The 23,317-nt window shown below is 58.9% G+C and carries 22 protein-coding genes and 2 tRNA genes; 4 read left to right on the forward strand and 20 right to left on the reverse strand.

Annotation, left to right across the window (positions count from 1 at the left end):
• Nucleotides 1-83: 83 nt before the first annotated feature.
• The 8 genes from BSF40_RS17080 to rlmE all read right to left on the reverse strand — a co-directional run bounded on the left by BSF40_RS17080 (nt 84) and on the right by rlmE (nt 6,532).
• A tRNA-Met gene (locus BSF40_RS17080) sits at nt 84-160 on the reverse strand.
• A gap of 97 nt (nt 161-257) precedes the next feature.
• Nucleotides 258-343 (reverse strand) — tRNA-Leu (locus BSF40_RS17085).
• A 22-nt stretch (nt 344-365) separates the two neighbouring features.
• Nucleotides 366-749, reverse strand: a complete 384-nt coding sequence (secG, locus tag BSF40_RS17090) for a preprotein translocase subunit SecG (protein WP_010463489.1) — start codon at nt 747-749, stop codon at nt 366-368.
• Between the two features lie 4 nt (nt 750-753).
• Complete coding sequence (tpiA, locus tag BSF40_RS17095; RefSeq protein WP_095965943.1) at nt 754-1,509, reverse strand: triose-phosphate isomerase; 756 nt, start codon at nt 1,507-1,509, stop codon at nt 754-756.
• A gap of 66 nt (nt 1,510-1,575) precedes the next feature.
• A complete protein-coding gene (gene glmM, locus BSF40_RS17100) occupies nt 1,576-2,913 on the reverse strand; it encodes a phosphoglucosamine mutase (protein ID WP_095965944.1) in 1,338 nt (445 codons plus the stop codon).
• A gap of 16 nt (nt 2,914-2,929) precedes the next feature.
• Nucleotides 2,930-3,781: a dihydropteroate synthase gene (gene folP / locus BSF40_RS17105; RefSeq protein ID WP_095965945.1), complete on the reverse strand. Its 852-nt coding sequence runs from the start codon at nt 3,779-3,781 to the stop codon at nt 2,930-2,932.
• A gap of 8 nt (nt 3,782-3,789) precedes the next feature.
• Entirely contained in the window at nt 3,790-5,700 is a 1,911-nt protein-coding gene (ftsH, locus tag BSF40_RS17110; protein WP_015093436.1) for an ATP-dependent zinc metalloprotease FtsH, read from the reverse strand.
• Between the two features lie 199 nt (nt 5,701-5,899).
• Nucleotides 5,900-6,532 carry a 23S rRNA (uridine(2552)-2'-O)-methyltransferase RlmE gene (gene rlmE / locus BSF40_RS17115; protein ID WP_007988685.1) on the reverse strand — a complete coding sequence of 211 codons (633 nt, stop codon included), beginning with the start codon at nt 6,530-6,532 and terminating at the stop codon, nt 5,900-5,902.
• 105 nt (nt 6,533-6,637) lie between these two features.
• Between rlmE and BSF40_RS17120 the strand changes: the two genes are divergently transcribed.
• Nucleotides 6,638-6,946: a YhbY family RNA-binding protein gene (locus tag BSF40_RS17120; RefSeq protein ID WP_007942889.1), complete on the forward strand. Its 309-nt coding sequence runs from the start codon at nt 6,638-6,640 to the stop codon at nt 6,944-6,946.
• Nucleotides 6,947-6,955: 9 nt separating this feature from the next.
• Here the strand turns inward: BSF40_RS17120 and BSF40_RS17125 are convergent, their stop codons facing one another.
• The 8 genes from BSF40_RS17125 to grpE all read right to left on the reverse strand — a co-directional run bounded on the left by BSF40_RS17125 (nt 6,956) and on the right by grpE (nt 17,423).
• Nucleotides 6,956-7,360 (reverse strand): MFS transporter, encoded by a 405-nt coding sequence (locus BSF40_RS17125; protein ID WP_095965993.1) that lies wholly within the window; start codon nt 7,358-7,360, stop codon nt 6,956-6,958.
• Nucleotides 7,361-7,388: 28 nt separating this feature from the next.
• Nucleotides 7,389-7,865 carry a transcription elongation factor GreA gene (greA, locus tag BSF40_RS17130; protein ID WP_032829443.1) on the reverse strand — a complete coding sequence of 159 codons (477 nt, stop codon included), beginning with the start codon at nt 7,863-7,865 and terminating at the stop codon, nt 7,389-7,391.
• A 2-nt stretch (nt 7,866-7,867) separates the two neighbouring features.
• The gene (gene carB, locus BSF40_RS17135; protein ID WP_015093434.1) at nt 7,868-11,089 is read right to left on the reverse strand and encodes a carbamoyl-phosphate synthase large subunit; all 3,222 of its coding nucleotides are present in this window, start codon (nt 11,087-11,089) and stop codon (nt 7,868-7,870) included.
• A gap of 117 nt (nt 11,090-11,206) precedes the next feature.
• Nucleotides 11,207-12,343: a glutamine-hydrolyzing carbamoyl-phosphate synthase small subunit gene (gene carA / locus BSF40_RS17140; RefSeq protein WP_095965946.1), complete on the reverse strand. Its 1,137-nt coding sequence runs from the start codon at nt 12,341-12,343 to the stop codon at nt 11,207-11,209.
• A 259-nt stretch (nt 12,344-12,602) separates the two neighbouring features.
• The gene (gene dapB / locus BSF40_RS17145) at nt 12,603-13,406 is read right to left on the reverse strand and encodes a 4-hydroxy-tetrahydrodipicolinate reductase (protein WP_095965947.1); all 804 of its coding nucleotides are present in this window, start codon (nt 13,404-13,406) and stop codon (nt 12,603-12,605) included.
• A gap of 10 nt (nt 13,407-13,416) precedes the next feature.
• On the reverse strand, nt 13,417-14,541 hold the full coding sequence (gene dnaJ, locus BSF40_RS17150) for a molecular chaperone DnaJ (protein ID WP_007973132.1): 1,125 nt from the start codon (nt 14,539-14,541) through the stop codon (nt 13,417-13,419).
• Between the two features lie 296 nt (nt 14,542-14,837).
• Nucleotides 14,838-16,754 (reverse strand): molecular chaperone DnaK, encoded by a 1,917-nt coding sequence (gene dnaK / locus BSF40_RS17155; protein WP_095965948.1) that lies wholly within the window; start codon nt 16,752-16,754, stop codon nt 14,838-14,840.
• A gap of 102 nt (nt 16,755-16,856) precedes the next feature.
• A complete protein-coding gene (grpE, locus tag BSF40_RS17160) occupies nt 16,857-17,423 on the reverse strand; it encodes a nucleotide exchange factor GrpE (protein WP_007973134.1) in 567 nt (188 codons plus the stop codon).
• Between the two features lie 240 nt (nt 17,424-17,663).
• Between grpE and recN the strand changes: the two genes are divergently transcribed.
• Nucleotides 17,664-19,337, forward strand: a complete 1,674-nt coding sequence (gene recN / locus BSF40_RS17165; RefSeq protein WP_095965949.1) for a DNA repair protein RecN — start codon at nt 17,664-17,666, stop codon at nt 19,335-19,337.
• A gap of 109 nt (nt 19,338-19,446) precedes the next feature.
• On the opposite strand, the gene fur is transcribed toward recN, so the two are convergent.
• A complete protein-coding gene (gene fur, locus BSF40_RS17170) occupies nt 19,447-19,851 on the reverse strand; it encodes a ferric iron uptake transcriptional regulator (RefSeq protein ID WP_003197684.1) in 405 nt (134 codons plus the stop codon).
• Between the two features lie 97 nt (nt 19,852-19,948).
• Here fur and BSF40_RS17175 point away from each other — a divergent pair, with 97 nt between their 5' ends.
• Nucleotides 19,949-20,476: an outer membrane protein assembly factor BamE gene (locus BSF40_RS17175; protein ID WP_007973139.1), complete on the forward strand. Its 528-nt coding sequence runs from the start codon at nt 19,949-19,951 to the stop codon at nt 20,474-20,476.
• Between the two features lie 61 nt (nt 20,477-20,537).
• Here the strand turns inward: BSF40_RS17175 and BSF40_RS17180 are convergent, their stop codons facing one another.
• Genes BSF40_RS17180 through BSF40_RS17190 form a run of 3 tightly spaced genes read right to left on the reverse strand, consistent with a single transcriptional unit; the run spans nt 20,538 to nt 22,690 of the window.
• Nucleotides 20,538-20,852: an RnfH family protein gene (locus tag BSF40_RS17180; protein WP_095965950.1), complete on the reverse strand. Its 315-nt coding sequence runs from the start codon at nt 20,850-20,852 to the stop codon at nt 20,538-20,540.
• Nucleotides 20,845-21,279, reverse strand: coding sequence for a type II toxin-antitoxin system RatA family toxin (locus BSF40_RS17185; protein WP_046038689.1), 435 nt, complete (start codon nt 21,277-21,279; stop codon nt 20,845-20,847). The genes BSF40_RS17180 and BSF40_RS17185 overlap by 8 nt, the downstream gene beginning before the upstream one ends.
• Before the next feature lie 7 nt (nt 21,280-21,286).
• Nucleotides 21,287-22,690, reverse strand: a complete 1,404-nt coding sequence (locus BSF40_RS17190; RefSeq protein ID WP_095965951.1) for a sodium-dependent transporter — start codon at nt 22,688-22,690, stop codon at nt 21,287-21,289.
• Nucleotides 22,691-22,808: 118 nt separating this feature from the next.
• Between BSF40_RS17190 and smpB the strand changes: the two genes are divergently transcribed.
• Nucleotides 22,809-23,291: an SsrA-binding protein SmpB gene (gene smpB / locus BSF40_RS17195; RefSeq protein WP_095965952.1), complete on the forward strand. Its 483-nt coding sequence runs from the start codon at nt 22,809-22,811 to the stop codon at nt 23,289-23,291.
• Nucleotides 23,292-23,317: the final 26 nt, after the last annotated feature.

Genomic DNA, 23,317 nt, shown 5'->3' on the forward strand with positions numbered 1-23,317 from the left:
ACGCCCATCCTTGAAACGCCGTCGAACAGCGGCGTAGAAAGTGTCCAGCTAACAAAAAGCCCCTTAAAAGGGGCTCCTTAAACTGGTTGCGGGGGCCGGATTTGAACCGACGACCTTCGGGTTATGAGCCCGACGAGCTACCAGACTGCTCCACCCCGCGACAAAGCTGGGGCGGAAGTATACGACCGATCCCCTACAGGGTCAATGTAACCTTCCACCTGCAAGAAAGCCCGCAACAGCGGGCTCTCCTGACTAATTGGTACCGAGAAGGGGACTCGAACCCCTACACCCTATGGGCACAACCACCTCAAGGTTGCGTGTCTACCAATTCCACCACCTCGGCAATACTACGTTTGAAACCCTTCTTACTTCTGCTCTTGAGCTGGAGGCACGTCAGTCGCTGGAGTAGCCGACTTTTGCTCTTGAAGCACCGGGACATCATCAGAAGCCGGTTGTTGCTTTGGAACTTCCAGTACCGCTGGATTTGGGAGACCTACTTGAGTCAGCTGTTGAGCCTTCTCTTTAGCAAAGTAACCTAACCCTAAGCTGGTTATGAAAAAACCTGCGGCAAGTATAGCAGTAAACTTACTAAGAAAGGTAGAGGAACCTTGGCTTCCGAACACAGTATTTGAAGCACCTGCTCCGAAAGACGCACCAGCGTCCGCACCTTTACCCTGCTGCAGCAAAACCAGAGCTACTACGCCCAATGCACCCAGCAGATGAAAAACGACTACGACTGTTTCCAGCATTTTTTCAGTTTCCCGCGGCGCGACAAATCGCACCGAACTCATCTGCATTCAGGGAAGCCCCACCAATGAGACCCCCATCGATATCCGGCATGCCGAACAGTTCGACCGCATTGGCCGCCTTCACGCTGCCGCCGTATAGAAGCCGCACACCTTGTGCGACTTCAGAATTCTCTGCCGCCAACTGGGCGCGAATGGCTGCGTGCACATCCTGCGCCTGTTGCGGCGTTGCAGTCAGCCCGGTACCAATGGCCCAGACCGGCTCGTAAGCGATCACTGCCTTGGCAAAGGCACCGACACCCAGCTCCTCAATGATACTGCCCAGCTGACGCGAGACAACCTCAAGAGTCTTTCCGGCTTCACGCTGCTCAAGGGTTTCCCCTATGCACAACACCGGAATCAAGCCACATGCCTGCGCCGCTGCGAACTTGCGGATCAGCATTCCGTCCTGCTCGCCCATGATCTGGCGGCGCTCGGAGTGCCCGACAAGCACCAGGGAACAACCTGCATCCACCAACTGACTCGGTGCAACTTCACCAGTCAACGCACCTTGCCCGGACTCCACCGCAGAATTCTGCGCGCCGACCGAAATCGACTTTCCTTTCAGGCCATCAATCACTTGATTGATATGCAGAAAAGGCGGGAATACCGCGACATCAACACCGCTCGGCAAGGCCAAGTCACGAAGGCCGTTGATCAGCTCAGCGACGCTGGCGCGGGTACCGTGCATCTTCCAGTTACCAGCTACCATAGGGCGACGCATGCTGTACCTCGTCGGTCAAAGTGGGCGCAGATGTTACCCAACACAATCAAGGCTGGCAAGCCGAATTCAGGCAGAAACTTCAGTAACCAGTTTTGCCAGCTCTTCGGCATAGCCGCGAACCAGGGTTTCGTCTTCGCCTTCGACCATCACACGCACCAGCGGTTCGGTTCCGGACTTGCGCAACAACACACGCCCACGCCCTGCCATCGCCTGGGTTACACGCTCGCTGGCCTCCTTGACCGATGGATGCTCAAGGGGGTTTGCACCACCGCCGAAGCGCACATTGATCAGTACCTGAGGGCACTTGCGCAGCGCCTGACGAGCCTGCGCCAGACTTTCATCCCGCGTGCTCAGCGCGATCAGCACCTGCAGCGCAGCAATGATTGCATCACCCGTGGTGGTGTGACTGAAGCACACGATGTGTCCGGAGTTTTCACCACCCACGATCCAGTTGCGCTCCAGCAATTCGGCAATCACATAGCGGTCACCGACATTGGCACGCACGAAGGGAACACCGAGGTCAGCCAAGGCCAATTCCAGCCCCAGGTTACTCATCAGGGTTCCGACCACGCCGCCCTGCAGCTTGTCGCGCTCATGCAGATCACGGGCAATGATGAACAGCAACTCGTCGCCATCGACCACCGCACCCGTGTGGTCGACCATCTGAACGCGATCGCCATCACCATCGAAGGCGATACCCAGATCAGCATGCTCAGCCACGACGGCAGCCTGCAGCGGCCCCATGTGGGTCGAACCGCAATTGTCGTTGATGTTCAACCCGTTCGGCTGCGCCGATAGCACGACGACTTCTGCGCCCAGCTCACGGAACACACTCGGCGCCACTTTATAAGTCGCACCGTGAGCGCAGTCGATCACGATCTTCAGGCCAGTGAAGCTGGTGCCGGTGGGCACGCTGCTCTTGCAGAATTCGATATAGCGCCCCGACGCATCGTTGATTCGCGACACCTTGCCGATCTTGCTCGACTCCACCACGGTCATTGGCGTATCGAGCAACTCTTCGATCATCAGCTCAACCTCATCCGGAAGCTTGGTGCCTTTGCCGGAGAAGAACTTGATGCCGTTGTCATCATGCGGATTGTGCGACGCACTGATCACGATGCCGGCCTCGGCATGAAAGGTGCGCGTCAGGTAGGCGATCGCCGGGGTCGGCATTGGTCCCAGGAGCATCACATCGGCACCTGCGGAGGTAAGCCCCGCCTCAAGTGCGGACTCGAACATGTAGCCGGAGATCCGGGTGTCCTTGCCTACCAATACCTTGCAGGCGCCCATCTTGCGGAACGCCATGCCGGCAGCCCAGCCGAGCTTGAGCATGAAATCAGGAGTAATCGGGTATTCACCGACACGCCCACGAATACCATCGGTGCCAAAATATTTTTTGCTCATAAGTGCTCCATCATTCTTATTCGGCTGATTCCACTGCGGCGATCATCCGCACCACATCCACTGTTTCGGCTACATCATGGACGCGCAATATACGCGCACCTTTCGCCGAAGCCAGCGCCGCGAGCGCCAAACCGCCATACAGCCGGTCTCCCACCGGACGATTCAATGCCTGACCAATCATGCTCTTTCGCGAAACCCCGACCAACAGGGGCCGCCCCAGGGCATGCAGGGCTTCCATATGTTTGAACAAGCTCAGATTGTGCTGCAAGGTCTTGGCGAAACCAAAGCCGGGATCAAGAATGATCCGCTCCGCTGGAATACCCGCCAATGAACACTGAACCATGCGCTCGGCGAGAAACTCACCGACTTCCCTTGTAACGTTCTGATACTGCGGATTGTCCTGCATATCGCCTGGCTCGCCCAGCATATGCATCAGGCAAACCGGCAGACCGGTGGCCGCCGCAGCATCCAGCGCACCATCGCGACGCAACGAACGTACGTCATTGATCAACCCGGCACCCAGACGCGCAGTTTCACGCATGACGGCTGGCGTTGAGGTATCGACCGAGATGATGACGTCCAGCTCGCGAGCAATGCGCTCGACAATCGGCGCTACGCGCTCCAGCTCCTCCAGCGGCGAAACCGCCCTGGCACCAGGACGGGTGGATTCGCCACCGACATCGATCAGCGTCGCGCCGGCCGCCACCATGGCTTCGGCGTGGCGCAAGGCCGCGTCGAGCTGGCTGTATTGACCACCATCGGAGAACGAATCTGGAGTGACATTGAGGATACCCATGACATGCGTCTGGGCCAAATCAAGAACCCGGTTGCCGCAAGGCAACCGGGTCGAGGACTGAACAGAAGTCATTTCAAACCTTATACGTCAGCAGCAGGACCGCCGATCGGTGTTTCCGGACGCTCATCCTGTACCACCGGCGGGGTGCCGGAAGTACCCGTGCCACCCGACCAGTCGCGCGGCTCGCGAGGCGTACGACCCGCCATGATGTCGTCGATCTGCTCGGCATCGATGGTTTCGTACTTCATCAAGGCATCAGCCATGGCATCGAGCTTGTCACGGTTGTCGGTGAGGATCTGCTTCGCCGTGCCGTAGCACTGATCGATGATGCTGCGCACTTCGGAGTCGATCAGCTTGGCCGTCTCACCGGAGAAGCTTGCACTTTGACCGCCACCGCCGCGACCGAGGAACACTTCACCCTCTTCTTCGGCATACATCAACGGGCCGAGTTTTTCCGAAAGCCCCCACTTGGTCACCATGTTCCGCGCAATCTGGCTGGCACGCATGATGTCGTTGGAAGCACCAGTGGTCACGCCATCGAAGCCCAGGGTCATTTCTTCTGCGATACGACCGCCATACAACGAGCAGATCTGGCTGATCAATGCACGCTTGGACAGGCTGTAACGATCCTCTTCCGGCAGGAACATGGTCACACCCAACGCACGACCGCGCGGGATGATCGACACCTTGTACACCGGATCATGCTCAGGCACGACGCGCCCCACAATGGCGTGGCCCGCTTCGTGATAAGCCGTGTTCTGCTTTTCTTTCTCGGACATGACCATGGACTTGCGCTCGGCGCCCATCATGATCTTGTCTTTCGCCAGTTCGAACTCTTTCATTTCGACGATGCGCTTGCCAGCACGGGCAGCGAACAGCGATGCCTCGTTCACCAGGTTGGCCAGGTCGGCACCGGAGAAGCCCGGGGTACCACGAGCGATCACGGCCGGAGCAACGTCATCACCCATTGGCACTTTACGCATGTGAACCTTGAGAATCTGTTCGCGGCCACGAATGTCCGGCAGACCGACCACAACCTGACGGTCGAAACGGCCTGGACGCAGCAACGCAGGGTCCAGCACGTCAGGACGGTTGGTCGCGGCAATCACGATGATGCCGTCATTCATTTCGAAGCCGTCCATCTCGACCAGCAACTGGTTGAGTGTCTGCTCGCGTTCGTCGTGACCACCACCCATGCCTGCGCCACGATGGCGACCGACCGCATCGATTTCGTCGATGAAGATGATGCATGGAGCATGTTTCTTGGCCTGTTCGAACATGTCGCGAACACGGCTGGCACCCACACCGACGAACATCTCGACGAAGTCGGAGCCGGAAATGGTGAAGAAAGGTACTTTGGCTTCGCCAGCGATCGCCTTGGCCAGCAGGGTTTTACCGGTACCCGGAGGACCGACCATCAGCACACCGCGAGGAATGCGGCCACCCAGGCGCTGGAACTTACCCGGATCGCGCAGGAACTCGACCAGCTCACCGACTTCTTCCTTGGCTTCGTCGCAACCGGCAACGTCAGCCAGGGTAGTTTTCACCTGATCCTCGGAGAGCAGGCGCGCCTTGCTCTTGCCAAAGCTCATCGGCCCGCCCTTGCCACCCGCACCGCCCTGCATCTGCCGCATGAAGAACATGAACACGGCGATGATCACCAGGATCGGGAAGCTGGCGACCAGGAGTTGGGTCCAGATGCTTTGCTGCTCAGGCTGCTTGCCTTCGACCACGACGTGGTTGTCCACCAGATCGCCGATCAGGCCGTTGTCCTGGATCGCCGGGCGAATGGTCTTGAAGCTGTCGCCATCGTTGCGTTTGCCGGTAATCACGTAGCCATCAACCGCCACGCGCTCGACCTTGCCATCCTTGACCTGCTGGATGAAGTCGGAATAGTTGAGGGTCTGCGGCTCGTTAGGGCTGGAGAAGTTGTTCATCACCGTCACCAGGACAGCCGCGATGATCAACCACAGGATCAGATTCTTTGCCATATCGTTCAATTAACTACCCTCTGAAGCAAGCTCCGCTACTGGCGCGCGCTTCGCATGATATTCACCGGCCTAACTTACTACATTACCTACGACTTGGCAGGCGCCGTCTGTAACCCTTTGTGAAACACTTCCTACACAATATTCGCTAATTCTGACAAGGCGTAATACAAAAATCCTATCACCCCGATCGAAAATTCACTCATTCCTCACTGCGACCGCGGAAACCGCGACCCAGCAGGTACTGCTCGCGAGAACGGTCGCGCGACGAGGTCGGCTTGCGCATCTGCACCTTCTCGAACTGCTGGCGAACGCTCTTGTGGAATTCGTCGAAACCTTCGCCCTGGAAGATCTTGATCAAAAAATCACCACCGGGCTTGAGCACCCGCGTCGACAGATCCAGTGCCAATTCGCACAGGAACATCGCGCGCGGCATATCAACGGCCGGCAATCCACTCATATTGGGGGCCATGTCGGAAATCACAAGGTCTACTTCTTTATTTCCGACCGCGTCGAGGATCTGGGCCAGCACGGCATCCTCGGTAAAGTCGCCCTGAATAAAGGTGACGTCGGGGATGCTGTCCATTTCAAGAATGTCAGAAGCGATCAGTGTGCCCTGCCCGCCAATCAGACGACTGGTCACCTGCGACCAGCCACCCGGAGCCGCACCCAGGTCGATTACGCTCATGCCCGGGCGGATCAAACGGTCCTTTTCCTGGATTTCCAGCAGTTTGTAGCTGGCGCGGGAACGGTACCCGTCTTTCTGTGCCATTTTGACGAATGGGTCGTTGAAATGTTCTTGCAGCCACTTAAGGCTTGTCTTGGAACGGGCCACGGGATACCTCGGAATTAAAACGGGTCGTGATTAACTGGGCGGTCCCGGACTCGCTCGGGTAAACTGGCCGCCGCTTTTTACAAGATCAGACGCAGGGGTCAGATTATGCCGCTCACTCAAGAGCAGAAGAAACAGTACAAATCCATTGGCCACCATCTGAAACCGGTTTTGATTGTGGCAGACAATGGTTTGACTGAAGGTGTGTTAGCCGAACTCGAACGCGCTTTGGCGGATCACGAGCTGATCAAGATCAAGCTCAACATCCTCGATCGCGAATCGCGCCTGGCGTCCATTGCAGAGCTCTGCAAGGTCGGCAAAGCGGATCTGGTCCAGGTCATCGGCAAGATGGCGCTGATCTACCGCAAGAACTTCAGCGTCAACAAGCAGCTGTCGAACGTCCATCGCTTCAAGTGATGGCAAGGGTCAAGGGTGTGCCTGGCGCACCCTGCCACTCCACCCCGGCACCGGCTGCAACACCAGCACCAGCCCGGAAAAGCCCAGAACAAGATAGCTGAACGCCTGCCAACGCAGCGCATCCGGCCAACCGAAGCGCACCACGAAGTACATCGCGCACGCATACAGTGCCATCAACAGCAGTTGCCCGCGTATATCCCGCCATAGACTGACAAGGCCCTCGGCCCTCATCAGCACCAAAGCCTGAAAAATCAAACACGCCGTAGCGAATCCCACTACCAACGCATTGAACGTGCCTGCAATTTCGTCGATCAGCAGCGGCGCCAGGCCAATTCGGCCTAGCACCGGCAACAGACCCACTTGCAACAGCCACAAGCCACCGACCCACAACATCTGGGTCAGCTGCCAAAGCATGGCGCCCGCACGAAACGGGCGCCGGCCTTCAGACGTGGCGAACTTCGACAATCTCGTACTCGATAACACCGCCAGGCGTTTTCACGGCGACCACATCACCCTCTTCCTTGGCAATCAAGGCGCGAGCGATCGGCGAACCGACGGAAATCTTGCCCAGCTTGATGTCAGCCTCGTCCTCACCAACGATCTGGTAAGTCACGCTTTCATCGGTTTCGACGTTGGCGATTTCGACGGTGGTGCCGAAAATCACCTTGCCGGTGTGAGGAATGGTCGTCACATCGATGATCACCGCGTTCTGCATGCGGCCTTCGATGTCACGGATCCGCGCCTCGACCATACCCTGCTGCTCGCGGGCAGCGTGGTATTCGGCGTTTTCCTTCAAGTCACCCAACTCGCGGGCCGTACCGATGTCCTGGCTGAGCTTCGGACGAACGACCTTGGTCAGGTGAGTGTGCTCTTCTTCCAGGGCGCGAGCGCCCTGAACGGTCATTGGGTACTTCGTTATGCTCATGCCTTCAATCCTGCGTGTAGATCCTGCAAGCGGCGCACGGTCTTCTCGGGACCGAATTTCAGCGCTTCGCAGATGGCTTCGCCAGCAGCAATGGTGGTGGTGCAGTAAATCTTGTGCTGCAGGGCATTACGACGAATGGAGTACGAATCAGCGATCGACTGTCGACCTTCGGTGGTGTTGATGATCAGCGTGACTTCGTCATTCTTGATCATGTCGACCACGTGCGGACGACCCTCGGTCACCTTGTTCACACGGCGCACCTTCAGACCTGCAGCCTCGATCAGCTTGGCAGTCCCGGCAGTGGCAACCACTTCGAAGCCCAAGTTGATCAGATCACGAGCCACGCCCGCAACCAGTGGCTTGTCGTCGTCACGTACGCTGATGAACGCAGTACCGCCGGTCGGCAACACTTCGCTGGCACCCATCTGGGCCTTGGCGAACGCTTCACCGAAGGTGTCGCCCACGCCCATCACCTCACCGGTCGACTTCATCTCTGGGCCGAGGATCGGGTCAACGCCAGGGAATTTGGCGAACGGGAACACCGCCTCTTTCACGCTGTAGAAGTTCGGGATGATTTCCTTGGTGAAACCCAGCTCTTTCAGGGTTTTACCGGCCATCACGCGTGCTGCGATCATCGCCAGGGAAACACCGATGCACTTGGACACGAACGGTACGGTACGGGAAGCGCGCGGGTTGACTTCGATGACGTAAATGTCTTCGCCTTGCAGCGCCAACTGCACGTTCATCAGGCCGACCACGCCCAGTTCCAGGGCCATTTTCTTGACCTGTTCGCGCATCTCGTCCTGGATGTGCGCCGGCAGCGAGTACGGCGGCAGCGAGCACGCGGAGTCACCGGAGTGAACACCGGCCTGCTCGATGTGCTGCATGATCGCGCCGATTACCACATCTTTACCGTCGCAGACCGCATCCACGTCCATCTCGATGGCGCAGTTGAGGAAGTGGTCCAGCAGCACCGGGCTGTCGTTGGACACTTGAACCGCTTCACGCAGGTAGCGCTTGAGTTCTTCTTCTTCGTAGACGATTTCCATCGCACGACCGCCCAGTACGTAGGACGGGCGCACCACCAACGGGTAACCGATCTTGGCCGCGGCACGAATGGCTTCGTCTTCGCTGCGCACGGTGGCGTTTGGCGGCTGACGCAGGTTCAGACGCTGAACCATTTGCTGGAAGCGCTCACGGTCTTCGGCACGGTCGATGGCGTCAGGGCTGGTACCGATGATCGGCACGCCAGCGGCTTCCAGCGCGCGAGCCAGTTTCAGCGGGGTCTGGCCGCCGTACTGGACGATCACGCCTTTCGGCTTCTCGACGCGAACGATTTCCAGCACGTCTTCCAGGGTCACCGGCTCGAAGTACAGGCGATCGGAGGTGTCGTAGTCGGTGGAAACGGTTTCCGGGTTGCAGTTGACCATGATGGTTTCGTAACCGTCATCGCGCAGGGCCAGTGCCGCGTGTACGCAGCAGTAGTCGAACTCGATGCCCTGGCCGATACGGTTCGGACCGCCGCCCAGGATCATGATCTTGTCGCGACCCGATGGCGCCGCTTCGCACTCTTCTTCGTACGTCGAGTACAGGTAAGCGGTGTCGGTGGCGAACTCGGCAGCGCAGGTGTCGACGCGCTTGTAGACCGGGAAGATTTCCAGCTTGTGACGATGGGCACGCAAGGCCTTCTCGGTCACACCCAGCAGCTTGGCCAGGCGCATGTCGGAGAAGCCTTTGCGCTTGAGGCGGAACATCAGGTCACGGTCGATGCTGGTCAGACCCAGGGTCTTGACCTTCTCTTCGTCCTTGATCAGGTCTTCCATCTGCACCAGGAACCAAGGATCGATCATGGTCATGCCGAAGATGTCTTCAACACTCATGCCGGCGCGCATGGCGTCCGCCACATACCAGATACGCTCGGCGCCCGGCACGGTCAGCTCGCGCTTGAGCACGCTCATGCTTTCCGGGTTGCTCAGATCAACCTTCTCGTCCAGGCCGCAAACACCGACTTCCAGGCCGCGCAGGGCTTTCTGCAAGGATTCCTGGAAGGTACGGCCGATGGCCATGACTTCACCGACCGACTTCATTTGAGTGGTCAGGCGTGCATCAGCCTTGGAGAACTTCTCGAAGGCAAAACGTGGCAGCTTGGTCACGACGTAGTCGATGGACGGTTCGAAAGACGCCGGGGTCTTGCCGCCGGTGATGTCGTTCGACAGCTCGTCGAGGGTGTAGCCCACAGCCAGCTTGGCCGCGACCTTGGCGATCGGGAAGCCAGTGGCTTTCGAAGCCAGCGCCGAGGAACGGGATACGCGCGGGTTCATTTCGATCACGACCATGCGGCCGGTGTTCGGGCAGATACCGAACTGAACGTTGGAACCACCGGTTTCCACGCCGATCTCGCGCAGCACCGCCAGGGAGGCGTTACGCAGGATCTGGTATTCCTTGTCGGTCAGGGTCTGTGCCGGAGCCACGGTGATCGAGTCACCGGTGTGCACGCCCATCGGGTCGAAGTTTTCGATGGAGCAGACAATGATGCAGTTGTCCTTCTTATCGCGGACAACCTCCATCTCGTATTCTTTCCAGCCGATCAGCGATTCGTCGATCAGCAGCTCTTTGGTTGGCGACAGGTCCAGACCACGGGCGCAGATTTCTTCGAACTCTTCACGGTTGTAAGCGATACCGCCACCGGTGCCGCCCATGGTGAAGGACGGACGGATGATGCACGGGAAGCCGAGCTTCTCGAGGACCGCGTTGGCCTCTTCCATGCTGTGAGCGATACCGGAACGCGGGCACGCCAGGCCGATGGACTTCATCGCCTTGTCGAAACGCGAACGGTCTTCAGCCTTGTCGATGGTATCGGCGTTGGCACCGATCATCTCTACGCCGAACTTCTCCAGAACGCCTTCGCGCTCCAGGTCCAGGGCGCAGTTCAGGGCGGTCTGGCCACCCATGGTCGGCAGCAGCGCGTCCGGACGTTCTTTCTCGATGATCTTGGCAACGGTCTGCCACTTGATCGGCTCGATGTAGGTGGCGTCGGCCATGGCCGGGTCGGTCATGATGGTGGCCGGGTTGGAGTTCACCAGGATGACGCGGTAACCCTCCTCGCGCAGGGCTTTACAGGCCTGGGCGCCGGAGTAGTCGAATTCGCAGGCCTGGCCGATCACGATCGGGCCAGCGCCGAGAATCAGGATGCTTTTAATGTCTGTACGTTTTGGCATGGGTTTGTCACTCAAATCCGCAGGTCAGTCGGCAAGCCGTCTTGTTCAATCTCTGAAGACTTGAGGGGGCCGCCAGTGTGCGGCCACCCTCAAGCTTTGCTACATCAAGGCGAGCGATCAGCGTCGCTTGGCCATCTCGTTGATGAAGCGATCGAACAATGGCGCCACGTCGTTCGGGCCAGGGCTGGCTTCCGGGTGACCCTGGAAGCTGAAGGCGCTCTTGTCGGTACGCTCGATCCCTTGCAGGGTGCCGTCGAACAGCGATTTGTGGATCGCGCGAACGTTGGCCGGCAGGGTGGCTTCGTCCACGGCAAAACCGTGGTTCTGGCTGGTGATCATCACCACACCGGTGTCCAGGTCCTGGACCGGGTGGTTGGCGCCGTGGTGACCGTGACCCATTTTCAGGGTCTTGGCACCGGAGGCCAGGGCCAGCAGTTGGTGACCGAGGCAGATACCGAAGACCGGGATCTCGGTTTCCAGCACGTCCTTGATCGCCTGGATCGCGTAGTCGCATGGCTCCGGATCACCAGGGCCGTTGGACAGGAACACGCCGTCCGGCTTCAGCGCCAGCACATCGGCAGCAGGGGTTTGCGCCGGCACCACGGTCACGCGGCAACCGCGCTCGACCAGCATGCGCAGGATGTTCACCTTGACGCCGTAGTCGTAGGCAACCACGTGGTACGGCAGCTCGGAAGCCTCGATGGTCGCGTGGCTGTCGGTTTTCAGATCCCAGACAGTCGAGCGCCATTCGTAGCTGTCCTTGGTGCTGACAACCTTCGCCAGATCCATGCCTTTCAGACCAGGAAAACCCTGGGCGGCGGCGATGGCGGCTTCTTCGGAAATGTTGTCACCGGCCATGATGCAGCCGTTCTGCGCGCCTTTTTCACGCAGGATGCGCGTCAGGCGGCGGGTGTCGATACCGGCGATGGCCACAACGTTGTTGGCCTTCAGGTAATCGGACAGGGACATCGTGTTACGCCAGTTGCTCGCCACCAGAGGCAGGTCACGGATGACCAGGCCAGCGGACCAGACGCGGTTGGACTCGGCGTCTTCCGGCGTGGTGCCGGTGTTGCCGATGTGCGGATAAGTCAGGGTAACGATCTGTTGGGCGTAGGAAGGATCGGTAAGGATTTCCTGATAGCCGGTCATTGCGGTGTTGAACACCACCTCACCAACGGTCTGACCGTCGGCTCCAATGGCTTCGCCGCGAAAAATGCTGCCATCAGCAAGGGCGAGTATGGCTGGCTTAGTCAAGAAGACCTCCCGTAAATAAAGCCTGAAAGGGCGATCGCAGGTTGTAAAAAAGCGGAGTGACGTATGGACACGTCACCCCGCTTCTTCACTGAATTATTCTGCGCGCTTTTAGTGGACACACTAAAGCTGTAGCTTACAGAAAAAGGCCTTTTCGGTCTACCGCCAATGAGCCTTAAAGGCTGGAGAATGCGACAGGACGTCGCTTGGCGGAACAAAACCGGGCTCAAACGCTGTGCGCGAGCCCGATTTCGGGTGCATCTTAACGCAGATCGAGCACGTCTTGCATGTCGTAAAGGCCAGGTTCGCGCCCGTCCAGCCACAATGCAGCACGTACCGCACCCTTGGCGAAGGTCATGCGACTGGACGCCTTGTGGGTGATCTCGACACGCTCGCCGTCGGCGGCGAACAGCACGGTGTGATCACCGACGATGTCGCCGGCACGCACAGTGGCGAAGCCGATGGTTTCACGATCACGCGCACCCGTCTGGCCTTCACGGCCATACACCGCCACTTTCTTCAGGTCACGACCCAGCGCATCGGCAATTACCTCGCCCATGCGCACGGCAGTGCCGGACGGCGCGTCGACTTTATGCCGATGGTGAGCTTCGGTGATTTCGATATCGACGTCGTCACCCAATACGCGAGCAGCCGTGTCGAGCAACTTCAGGCACAGGTTGACCCCGACACTGAAGTTGGCCGCGAAGACAATCGGAATGTCCTTGCCCGCATCCGCCAGCAACTGCTTTTCTTCAACACTGAAGCCCGTGGTCCCGATGATCATCGCCTTGCCGTGTTTACGGCAGAAAGCCAGGTTCTTCAGGGTCACCGTCGGGTGCGTGAAGTCGATCAGCACGTCGAACTCGTCGACCACCCGATCCAGATCGCCGGACAGCGGCACGCCGATGCGACCGATAGCCGCCAGCTCACCAGCATCCGCACCGACCAGCGTGCTGTCAGGACGATCCACTGCCGCCGTCAACCCGGCGCCCGGCGCCTGCTGCACCGCTTCAATCAGGGTCTTGCCCATGCGCCCGGCGGCGCCCATCACTGCTATACGTCGCATGCCTGTCTCCTTACAAATCGCCGAAGAAGCGTTTCACGCCTTCGAACCAGCCTGTGGTTTTCGGCGAATGGCTGTTGTCGTCCGCCAGCGAACTGCGGAATTCCTCGAGCATTTCACGCTGGCGACGGCTCAGGTTGACCGGCGTCTCGACCGCCACACGGCACATCAAGTCGCCCGCACCACCGCCACGCACAGGGGCGACACCCTTGCCACGCACACGGAACTGCTTGCCGGTCTGGGTCCCTTCAGGGATCTTCAACTTGACCCGGCCATCAAGGGTCGGAATCTCCAGCTCGCCACCCAGCGCCGCATCGACGAAGCTGATCGGCACTTCGCAGAAAAGGTGCTTGCCATCACGCTGGAAGATCGAGTGCTCGCGCACGTTGATCACCACGTACAGATCGCCAGTCGGGCCACCCTGGGCACCCGCCTCGCCTTCGCCGGACAGACGAATGCGGTCACCGGTATCGACGCCGGCCGGCACTTTCACCGACAGGGTCTTGTACTCTTCGACACGACCTTCGCCGTGGCAGGAATCGCACGGATCGGAAATGATCTTGCCCTGGCCATGGCAGCGCGGGCAGGTCTGCTGCACCGAGAAGAAGCCTTGCTGCATGCGCACCTGGCCGATACCGCCGCACGTCGGACAGGTCACCGGCGAAGAACCCTTCTTCGCACCGGAGCCATCGCACGGCTTGCAATTGACCAGCGTCGGAACGCGGATATTCACGGTCGTGCCGCGTACCGCTTCTTCCAGGTCCAGCTCCAGGGTGTAGCGCAAGTCACTGCCGCGCTGAGCGCCGCCACGGGAACCGCCGCGACCGCCACCGAAGAAGTCACTGAAGACATCGCCAAAGATGTCGGAGAAGTTCTGGCCACCGAAACCGGCACCGCCGCCGCCCATGCTCGGATCGACACCGGCATGGCCGTACTGGTCGTACGCCGCGCGCTTGCTGGAATCCGACAGCACTTCGTAGGCCTCGTTGGCCTCCTTGAACATCTCTTCCGACGCCTTGTCATCGGGATTACGGTCCGGGTGGTGCTTCATCGCCAGGCGACGGTAAGCCTTTTTCAGGTCCGCTTCGCTTGAGCCACGCTCAACACCCAACACTTCGTAATAGTCACGCTTTGCCATAAGTCTTTGCACTCTTGAGGACGTCCGGCAAAACCCTCCTGAGTCTGCCGAACTCGTTGAGCCCCAATACAGGCCCGGACCCAACTCACGTCAATTCAACGATCCTGGTCTTTGTTTCAAAGTGGCACTTTCGGCTCGGAAAGCAGGAGCATTCCCGGCCATGCCAGCAGCATCCGAACTTCGTCGCATGCTGTAAAAATTCGCGTATTCCAGATACGCCAACGCGGGAGCAAGCTCCCGCGCGGCGACATCCTACCAGTCACCGCCTAAAGGCAGTCAACCGGCCGACCAACAACTTACTTGTGGTCTTTGACTTCTTCGAACTCGGCATCGACAACGTCGTCAGCCTTCTCAGCCGATTCGCCCTGCGGTGCAGTGCCTTCAGCAGGCTGAGCCTGTTCGGCGTACATCTTCTGCGCCACTGGAGCGGAGACTTTCGACAGCTCTTCAACCTTGGCGTCGATAGCGGCCTTGTCGTCGCCTTTGACGGCGGCTTCCAGGGCAACTACGGCAGCTTCGATTGCAGTCTTCTCTTCGGCAGTCACTTTATCGCCGGCATCGGTCACCATTTTGCGCGTCGAGTGAACCAGTGCATCACCCTGGTTACGGGCAGCGGCCAGTTCTTCGAACTTGCGGTCTTCCTCGGCGTTAGCCTCGGCATCACGCACCATGCGTTCGATTTCCTCGTCGGACAGACCGGAGTTGGCCTTGATCACGATCGACTGAGTCTTGCCGGTGGCCTTGTCCTTCGCACCTACGTGCAGGATGCCGTTGGCGTCGATGTCGAAGGTCACTTCGATCTGCGGCACGCCACGTGGAGCTGGTGGAATGTCGGCCAGGTCGAACTTGCCCAGGGACTTGTTCTGTGCGGCTTGCTTACGCTCGCCCTGCAGCACGTGAATGGTCACGGCGCCCTGGTTGTCGTCGGCAGTCGAGAACACTTGCGATTTCTTGGTAGGAATCGTGGTGTTTTTCTCGATCAGCGCGGTCATCACGCCACCCATGGTTTCGATACCCAGGGTCAGCGGGCTGACGTCGAGCAGCAGAACGTCCTTCACGTCACCGGCCAGTACCGCGCCCTGGATGGCAGCACCCATGGCAACTGCTTCGTCCGGGTTGACGTCTTTACGCGCTTCTTTGCCGAAGAACTCGGTGACCAGCTTCTGAACCAGTGGCATACGGGTCTGACCGCCCACCAGGATCACGTCGTTGATCGCGCCAACGTCGATACCGGCATCTTTCATTGCGATGCGGCAAGGTTCGATGGTGCGCTGAACCAGGTCTTCCACCAATGCTTCCAGCTTGGCGCGGGAGATCTTCACGTTCAGGTGCTTAGGACCGGTGGCGTCTGCAGTGATGTACGGCAGGTTCACGTCGGTCGACTGGCTCGAGGACAGTTCGATCTTGGCTTTTTCAGCGGCTTCTTTCAGGCGCTGCATGGCCAGCGGGTCACCCTTGAGGTTCATGCCGCTTTCTTTCTTGAATTCGTCGACGAGGTAGTCGATCAGACGAATGTCAAAGTCTTCACCGCCCAGGAACGTGTCACCGTTGGTGGCCAGTACTTCGAACTGGTGCTCGCCATCGACTTCAGCGATCTCGATCACGGAAACGTCGAAAGTACCGCCGCCCAAGTCGTAAACGATCACGGTGTGATCGCCCTTGGCCTTGTCCATACCGTAAGCCAGAGCAGCAGCGGTTGGTTCGTTGATGATACGTTTCACGTCCAGACCGGCGATGCGGCCGGCGTCTTTGGTCGCCTGACGCTGGCTGTCGTTGAAGTAGGCCGGAACGGTGATCACCGCCTCAGTCACGGTCTCGCCGAGGTAGTCTTCGGCGGTCTTCTTCATTTTCTTCAGGATTTCAGCCGAGATTTGTGGCGGTGCCATTTTCTGGCCGTTCACCTCAACCCAGGCGTCACTGTTCTCAGCCTTGACGATCTTGTAAGGGACCATCTGGATGTCTTTCTGCACGACTTCTTCGTCGAAACGACGACCGATCAGACGCTTCACCGCATACAGGGTGTTATGCGGATTGGTCACTGCCTGACGCTTGGCCGACTGGCCAACCAGGATTTCGCCATCGTTGGCGTAAGCGATGATCGACGGCGTGGTACGCGCGCCTTCAGCGTTTTCAATAACTTTTGCCTTGCCGTTTTCCAGCACGGAGACGCAGGAGTTGGTAGTCCCCAGGTCGATACCGATAATTTTGCCCATGTTCACTCTCCCGAAACTTTGGATTTGGTTGCCGCAGCAGTGGTGGCTAACTGCGGTAGCACTTAAACGCTTGACTTATAAATGGGGGCCTTGCGGCGGATTTCAAGCCTGTTCGTCAATCGAAGGCGAAACCGGCGCAGGCGCCTTGCTGACCACGACCATCGCCGGGCGCAGCAGGCGTCCATTGAGCTGATAGCCCTTCTGGAACACCTTCAGAACGCTGTTCGGCTCGACATCGGCGCTTTCCTGCATGGCCATCGCCTGATGGTGAACGGCGTTGAACGGTTCGCCATGCGGGTCGATCGCTTCAAGCTGATAACGCTTGAGAGTGTCGTGGAACATTTTCAGGGTCAGCTCGATGCCTTCGCGCATCGGACGGATGCTTTCGTCGTCCGGGCTGGACAGCTCCAGGCCACGCTCCAGGCTGTCGACGATCGGCAGCAGGTCGCCGGCGAATTTTTCCAGCGCGAACTTGTGAGCCTTCTCCACATCCTGCTCGGCGCGACGGCGGACGTTCTGCAGATCGGCGGCTACACGCAAAGCCTGATCCTGAGCGCCTGCCAGTTGCTCTTCGAGCACTTGTACACGAGCCGCCAGGTCTTCACCCGAAGCCTCGGGCGCCTGGTTGGCGTCTGGGTTTTGCGTATCCACTGTCTGTTCGTCAGCCATAGATTTCTCCTTTCAATATCGTCCGCGAGCTCAACTCGCGCTTCTGCCCAGCTATATGGGGCCGCAAAATCCGGCTTCAAGGGGCGCCGATGATTAACCCTACAAAAAACAATCGCATTGTCATGCCAGCTCGCGATAAGGGATTGGTCGGACCGATCGAATCGAGCTAACGAGGGGCATTGTCAGCCAGAAACAAAACACTGTATAAATAACCAGACCTAACACCTGGGAGCGGCCCATATGCTGGTGCACCTGTCCGTACACAACTACGCCATCGTTGAACATCTCGATCTCGAACTCGATCGCGGGATGAGCGTGATCACCGGGGAAACCGGCGCGGGCAAGTCGATCATGCTCGACGCGCTGGGCCTGACCCTGGGCGATCGTGCCGACAGCGGCGTGGTCCGCCCGGGCGCCGACAAGGCCGATATCCTGGCCACCTTCGATCTGGCCGACATTCCGGAAGCCAGCGCCTGGCTGACCGAACGCGACCTCGAAAACGACGGCCCGTGCATCCTGCGCCGGGTGATCACATCCGAAGGTCGCTCGCGTGGCTACATCAACGGCACGCCCTGCCCGCTTGGCGATCTCAAGGCGCTGGGCGAACTGCTGATCGACATTCACAGCCAGCACGAACACCAATCTCTGCTCAAGACCGACACCCACCGTCGCCTGCTCGATGAATATGCCGGCGCGACGGATCTGGCCCGCCAGGTTCAACTCGCCGCCCAACGCTGGCGCCAGACCCGCCAGGAACTGGAGCGGCTCTCCAACTCCGGCGACGAGCAACGTGCACGTCATCAATTGCTCAGCTATCAACTCGAAGAACTGGAAAACCTTGGCCTCGGTGACAATGAGCTGGAGCAGCTGGAACAGGAACACAAGAACCTGACCAACGCCGAAACCCTGCTGGGGATTTGCCGGCAAGTCGTCGAACAATGCAGCGAAAGTGATTCCGGGAATGTCCTCAACGCCCTCACCGCCAGCCTCAACCGCCTGTCGAGCGTGAACAGCTCGATCGACGCCCTGGGCGAAGCCAGCAGTTTGCTGACCAGCGCACAGATCCAGGTTGAAGAGGCCGTGGGCGAACTGAACCGCTTCCTCGACAATTTCGATGCCGATCCGTCGCGCCTTCAATACCTGGAAGAACGCCTCGATGCGATCTACACCCTGGCACGCAAACACCGCATCCAGCCGACTGAAGTGGCCGAGATGCAGCAGAAACTGCTGGATGAAATCGAGACCCTGAACGCCAACGACGAATCCATCGAGCGCCTGAGCGATGAGCTGTCGTCCTATGCCCGGCACTACCAGGAAAAGGCCCGGGAACTGAGCGATCTAAGGCATCAAGCCTCGAACAGCCTGGCCAGCGCCGTGGAGCAGGAAATCCAGCGACTGGGCATGCCCGGCGGCCGTTTCACCATTGAACTGCGCCCGAACAGCGGCAACGAACTGCTGCCAAACGGGCTCGAACAGGTAGAACTGCTGGTCAGCGCCAACCCCGGCCAGCCGCTGAAGGCCCTGGCGAAAGTGGCATCCGGCGGCGAACTGTCGCGGATCAGCCTGGCGATTCAGGTGATCACCGCACAGACCTCCCGTGTACCGACCCTGGTGTTCGACGAAGTCGACGTCGGCATTGGCGGCCCGACCGCAGAAATCGTCGGCCAGTTGCTGCGCAGGCTCGGCGAGCGTGGGCAGGTGCTGACTGTGACCCACTTGCCGCAAGTGGCAGCACAAGGTCATCAGCATCTATTTGTGCATAAAGTACGCGGCGAAGATGCCACCCGCACAGCGGTTTCCAAACTGAGCAAAAACGAGCGCGTCGAAGAAGTCGCACGGATGCTGGGCGGCATTGATCTCACCAAGGAATCCCTGGCTCACGCCAAGAAAATGGTCGTCACTGCAAAAATCTAAAGCGAACCCTGTAGGAACCATGTGCAAACCCGCACATGCCGCAGAAAGCACGAAGGCGACCCTGGGGTCGCCTTCGCTCGTTTCGCGAACGGATGTTCGCGCGACATGCTTACTTTTTCTTGCGTACGTACAGCACCAGATTGTGATCAACCATCTCGAAGCCATACTTGTCGACGATTGCTTTCTGCAGCCGCTCGATTTCTTCGTCGAAGAATTCGATCACTTCGCTGGTTTCGACGTTGACCATATGGTCGTGATGCTTTCCGTCGTCCAGCTCGAAGACCGCGTGGCCTCCGTCGAAGTTGTGCCGCACCACAAGGCCAGCTGCCTCGAACTGGGTCAGAACACGGTAAACCGTGGCCAGACCGACGTCCTCACCAGCCTCCATAAGGGCCTTGTAGACATCCTCGGCACTCATGTGGCGTTGCTCGGCGGAGTCGAGCATTTGCAGAATTTTGACCCGTGGCAGGGTCACTTTGAGGCCGGCTTTGCGTAGTTCGCTATTTTCAACCATGGTCAGCTTTCTCGCGATGCTGCTTCGCAGCTTCTCTTAATGCGGGTATGATCGGCGTTTACGTTGTCCCAGCCAAGATAGTGGAAGTCGCCCACCGATGCAAAACACCAAGCTCTTGCTAACCAGTTTCACCTTTGTGGGACTGCTCGCACTCGCCGGTTGTTCATTCCCCGGGGTTTACAAAATCGACATCCAGCAGGGCAATGTCGTCACGCAGGACATGATAGACCAGTTACGCCCGGGAATGACCCGCAAGCAAGTACGGTTTATCATGGGCAACCCTCTGCTGACTGACACGTTCCATGCCGATCGCTGGGATTATCTGTACAGCCTGCAACCGGGTGGCGGTGAACGCCAACAGGAACGCATCAGCGTTATCTTCAACCCAAATGATCAGCTTGTCAGCCTCTCTGGTGATTTCATGCCAGGCGTGAGCCGTGACGAAGCCATTCTCGGCAAGGACAGCGGCACGACAGTGGCTGCCCCGGCAGAAAACGTCGAGAAACCAAAACCGGAAAAACCGGTCAAGCCAGGTTCGCTACTGGACCAGATCCAGAAGGACGTCGACGGCGTAGAAACCGTGCCGGTCCCGACGCCGCAACCACTGGACACCTCGCCGCAATAATTTGCGACGCAATAAAAAGCCCGGCATGCCCGGGCTTTTTATTGCCTGAAGTTCAAGCCACTCACTGATTCCTGGCTTTGGCTTCAGCAGCTTTTGCAGCGCGCAGACGACGCACCTCTTTCGGATCGGCCAACAGTGGTCGGTAAATCTCGATACGATCCCCGGCCTGGACTGGCCGACTCTCCGGGTCAGCCACCACCTTGCCGAAGATCCCCACAGGGCAATGGGCCAGATCCAGCTCCGGAAACTCTTTGTCCACGGCCGACCTGAGCAAGGCCGCACGCACGGACGTTCCGGCAGGCACGACCACTGTCAGCAGCACCTGACGGCCTACCGCCGCGTAGACCACCTCGATTTCAATCATGACCTCAACCATGTATCTGCTTGGCACGCTGGCAGAACGCATCCACCAGTGTGTTGGCGGCCTGGTTGAACAGCGGCCCCAAGGTGGCACGAACCAGCGGCCCGGCGTAATCGAACGACAAATCGAGACTGATCTTGCAGGCTTTGTCGGTCAGCGCCTTGAATACCCAGATGCCATGCAATTGGGTGAACGGGCCCTCTTCGAGGTTCATTTCGATCGACTGCCCAGGAACCAGGGTGTTGCGTGTGACGAAATGCTGGCTGAGGCCGCCCTTGGCCACCCCAACGCTCGCCCGCATATGTTCGGGTGAGCTCTCCAGGACTTCGGCCGACGAGCACCACGGCAGAAACTCCGGGTAGCGCGCCACGTCGTTGACCAGGTCATACAGCGCTTGTGCCGGGTACGGCAGCAAGGCCGAACGCGAAATGTGTGTCGTCATGTCAGCGTCACTTCCACAGCTGGGCGGCAAACACTACAAGGATGCCGATGGGCGCCACATAGCGCATCAAGAACAAGGACAGACCAAACAGCGCAGGGTTGCGGATCGACAACTCGTCGCGCACCGCTTCACGCCCCATGATCCAGCCCGCAAACACCACGAAACACAAACCGCCAAGCGGTAGCATGAGTCGCGAAGTGAAGAAATCGATCACGCCAAAGAAGTCGAGACCACCGGTTGCTCCCCATTGGTAGAGGTGGAACACCCCGCCTTCGTTCACGAAGAACTTGGCCTCCTTCCAGATATTGAAGGAAAACACCGTACCCAGGCCGACGAACCAGCAGCTGAAAGCCAGCCAGAAGGTGACCCAGGCACGACTCACTTTAGTGCGTTCCACCAGGTAGGCCACCATCGGTTCAAGCAGGGAAATCGCCGAACTCCAGGCAGCGACCGCCACCAGCACGAAGAACACCACCCCCATCAATTGCCCGAACGCCACGTTGCCGAAGGCAAACGGCAGGCTGACGAACATCAGCCCCGGCCCTTCGCTCGGGTTCAGGCCCGCCGCGAAAACAATCGGAAACAATGCCAGGCCAGCCACCAGGGAAACGAAGGTATCGAGTAGCGCCACCCCAACGACAGTCCCCGATATCGACGAGCTCTTCGGCATGTAGGCGCCATAGATCATGATCGAACCGACGCCCACGCTCAGGGAAAAGAACGCATGCCCCATCGCGGGCAACAAGCCATCCATAACCTTTTCCGGGTGGAAGTCGAACATGAAGTGCACGCCCTCCATGAAATGACCGGTGGTCATGCTGTAGCCCAGCAGCACCAGGATCATTACGAACAACAACGGCATCATGATGCGCAAACTGCGTTCAAGCCCGGCGACCACACCCTTTGCGATTACCACCGCTGACAGCAGCATGAAAATCGTGTGCCAAAGTGTCAGGCGCCAGGGATCGGCAATGACATTGCCGAAGTAAGCCCCCACCTGATCCGCGGTCACACCCTGAAAGTCGCCACGCCCCATGTCGATGATGTAATCCAGCGACCAGCCGCCCACCACGCTGTAGAACGACAGGATCAGCAACGCCGTGATCATTCCGGCAAATGCGCCCCAGGACCATTTGCCCGAGTGCCCCGCCTCGACCGCCAGCGTCTTCAAGGCATTGGCCGGGCTCTGCCGTGCACGCCGGCCGATCAGCGTTTCGGCCAGCATGACCGGCACGCCAATCAGCGCGATGCAGGCCAGGAACATCAGCACGAAGGCACCGCCGCCATAGACGCCGACCATGTACGGGAATTTCCAGATACTACCCAGCCCCACGGCCGAACCGGTCGCGGCGAGTATGAAGACCCAGCGGCTAGCCCAACTGCCGTGGACAGAAACCTTGTCTGTCGACATCGTTATCACGCCCAAGCGTTCAAAAAAGAGGCCGCATTGTCCGGGATTCAATCAACCTGCTCAAGCACGTAGCAACCCCGTAGCCGACTCTGTTGTAACTCCCTATAATGCCGCCCCTATGGCTAAACAGAAGAAACACCCAACAGGGACCATCGCGCAAAATAAAAAGGCGCGACACGATTACTTCATCGAGCACAAGTTCGAGGCCGGTCTGGTCCTGGCCGGCTGGGAAGTAAAAAGTCTGCGGGCAAGCAAGCTGCAACTGGTTGACAGTTATGTCCTGCTCAAGGATGGCGAAGCCTGGCTGCTCGGCAGCCACATTACGCCCCTGACGACCGCCAGCACCCACGTCATCGCTGACCCGGTGCGCACCCGCAAGCTGCTGCTCAACCGGCGCGAGCTGGACAAGCTGGCCGCTGCCGTGCAGCAAAAGGGTTATGCCTGCGTGTGCCTGTCCTGGTACTGGAGCAAGCACATGGTCAAGTGCGAGATCGCCCTGGGCAAGGGCAAGAAGGAATACGACAAGCGTGATACCGAGCGCGAACGCGATGCTGGTCGCGAGTTGCAGCGTGCGGTGCGCAACAAGGGCAAGGAAGAGTAATTCTTTCGCCTTGAGGTCCCCTTCGC

The sequence above is a fragment of the Pseudomonas sp. ACN5 genome (assembly GCF_002303975.1).
In the GTDB taxonomy this organism is placed as follows: domain Bacteria; phylum Pseudomonadota; class Gammaproteobacteria; order Pseudomonadales; family Pseudomonadaceae; genus Aquipseudomonas; species Aquipseudomonas laurylsulfatiphila.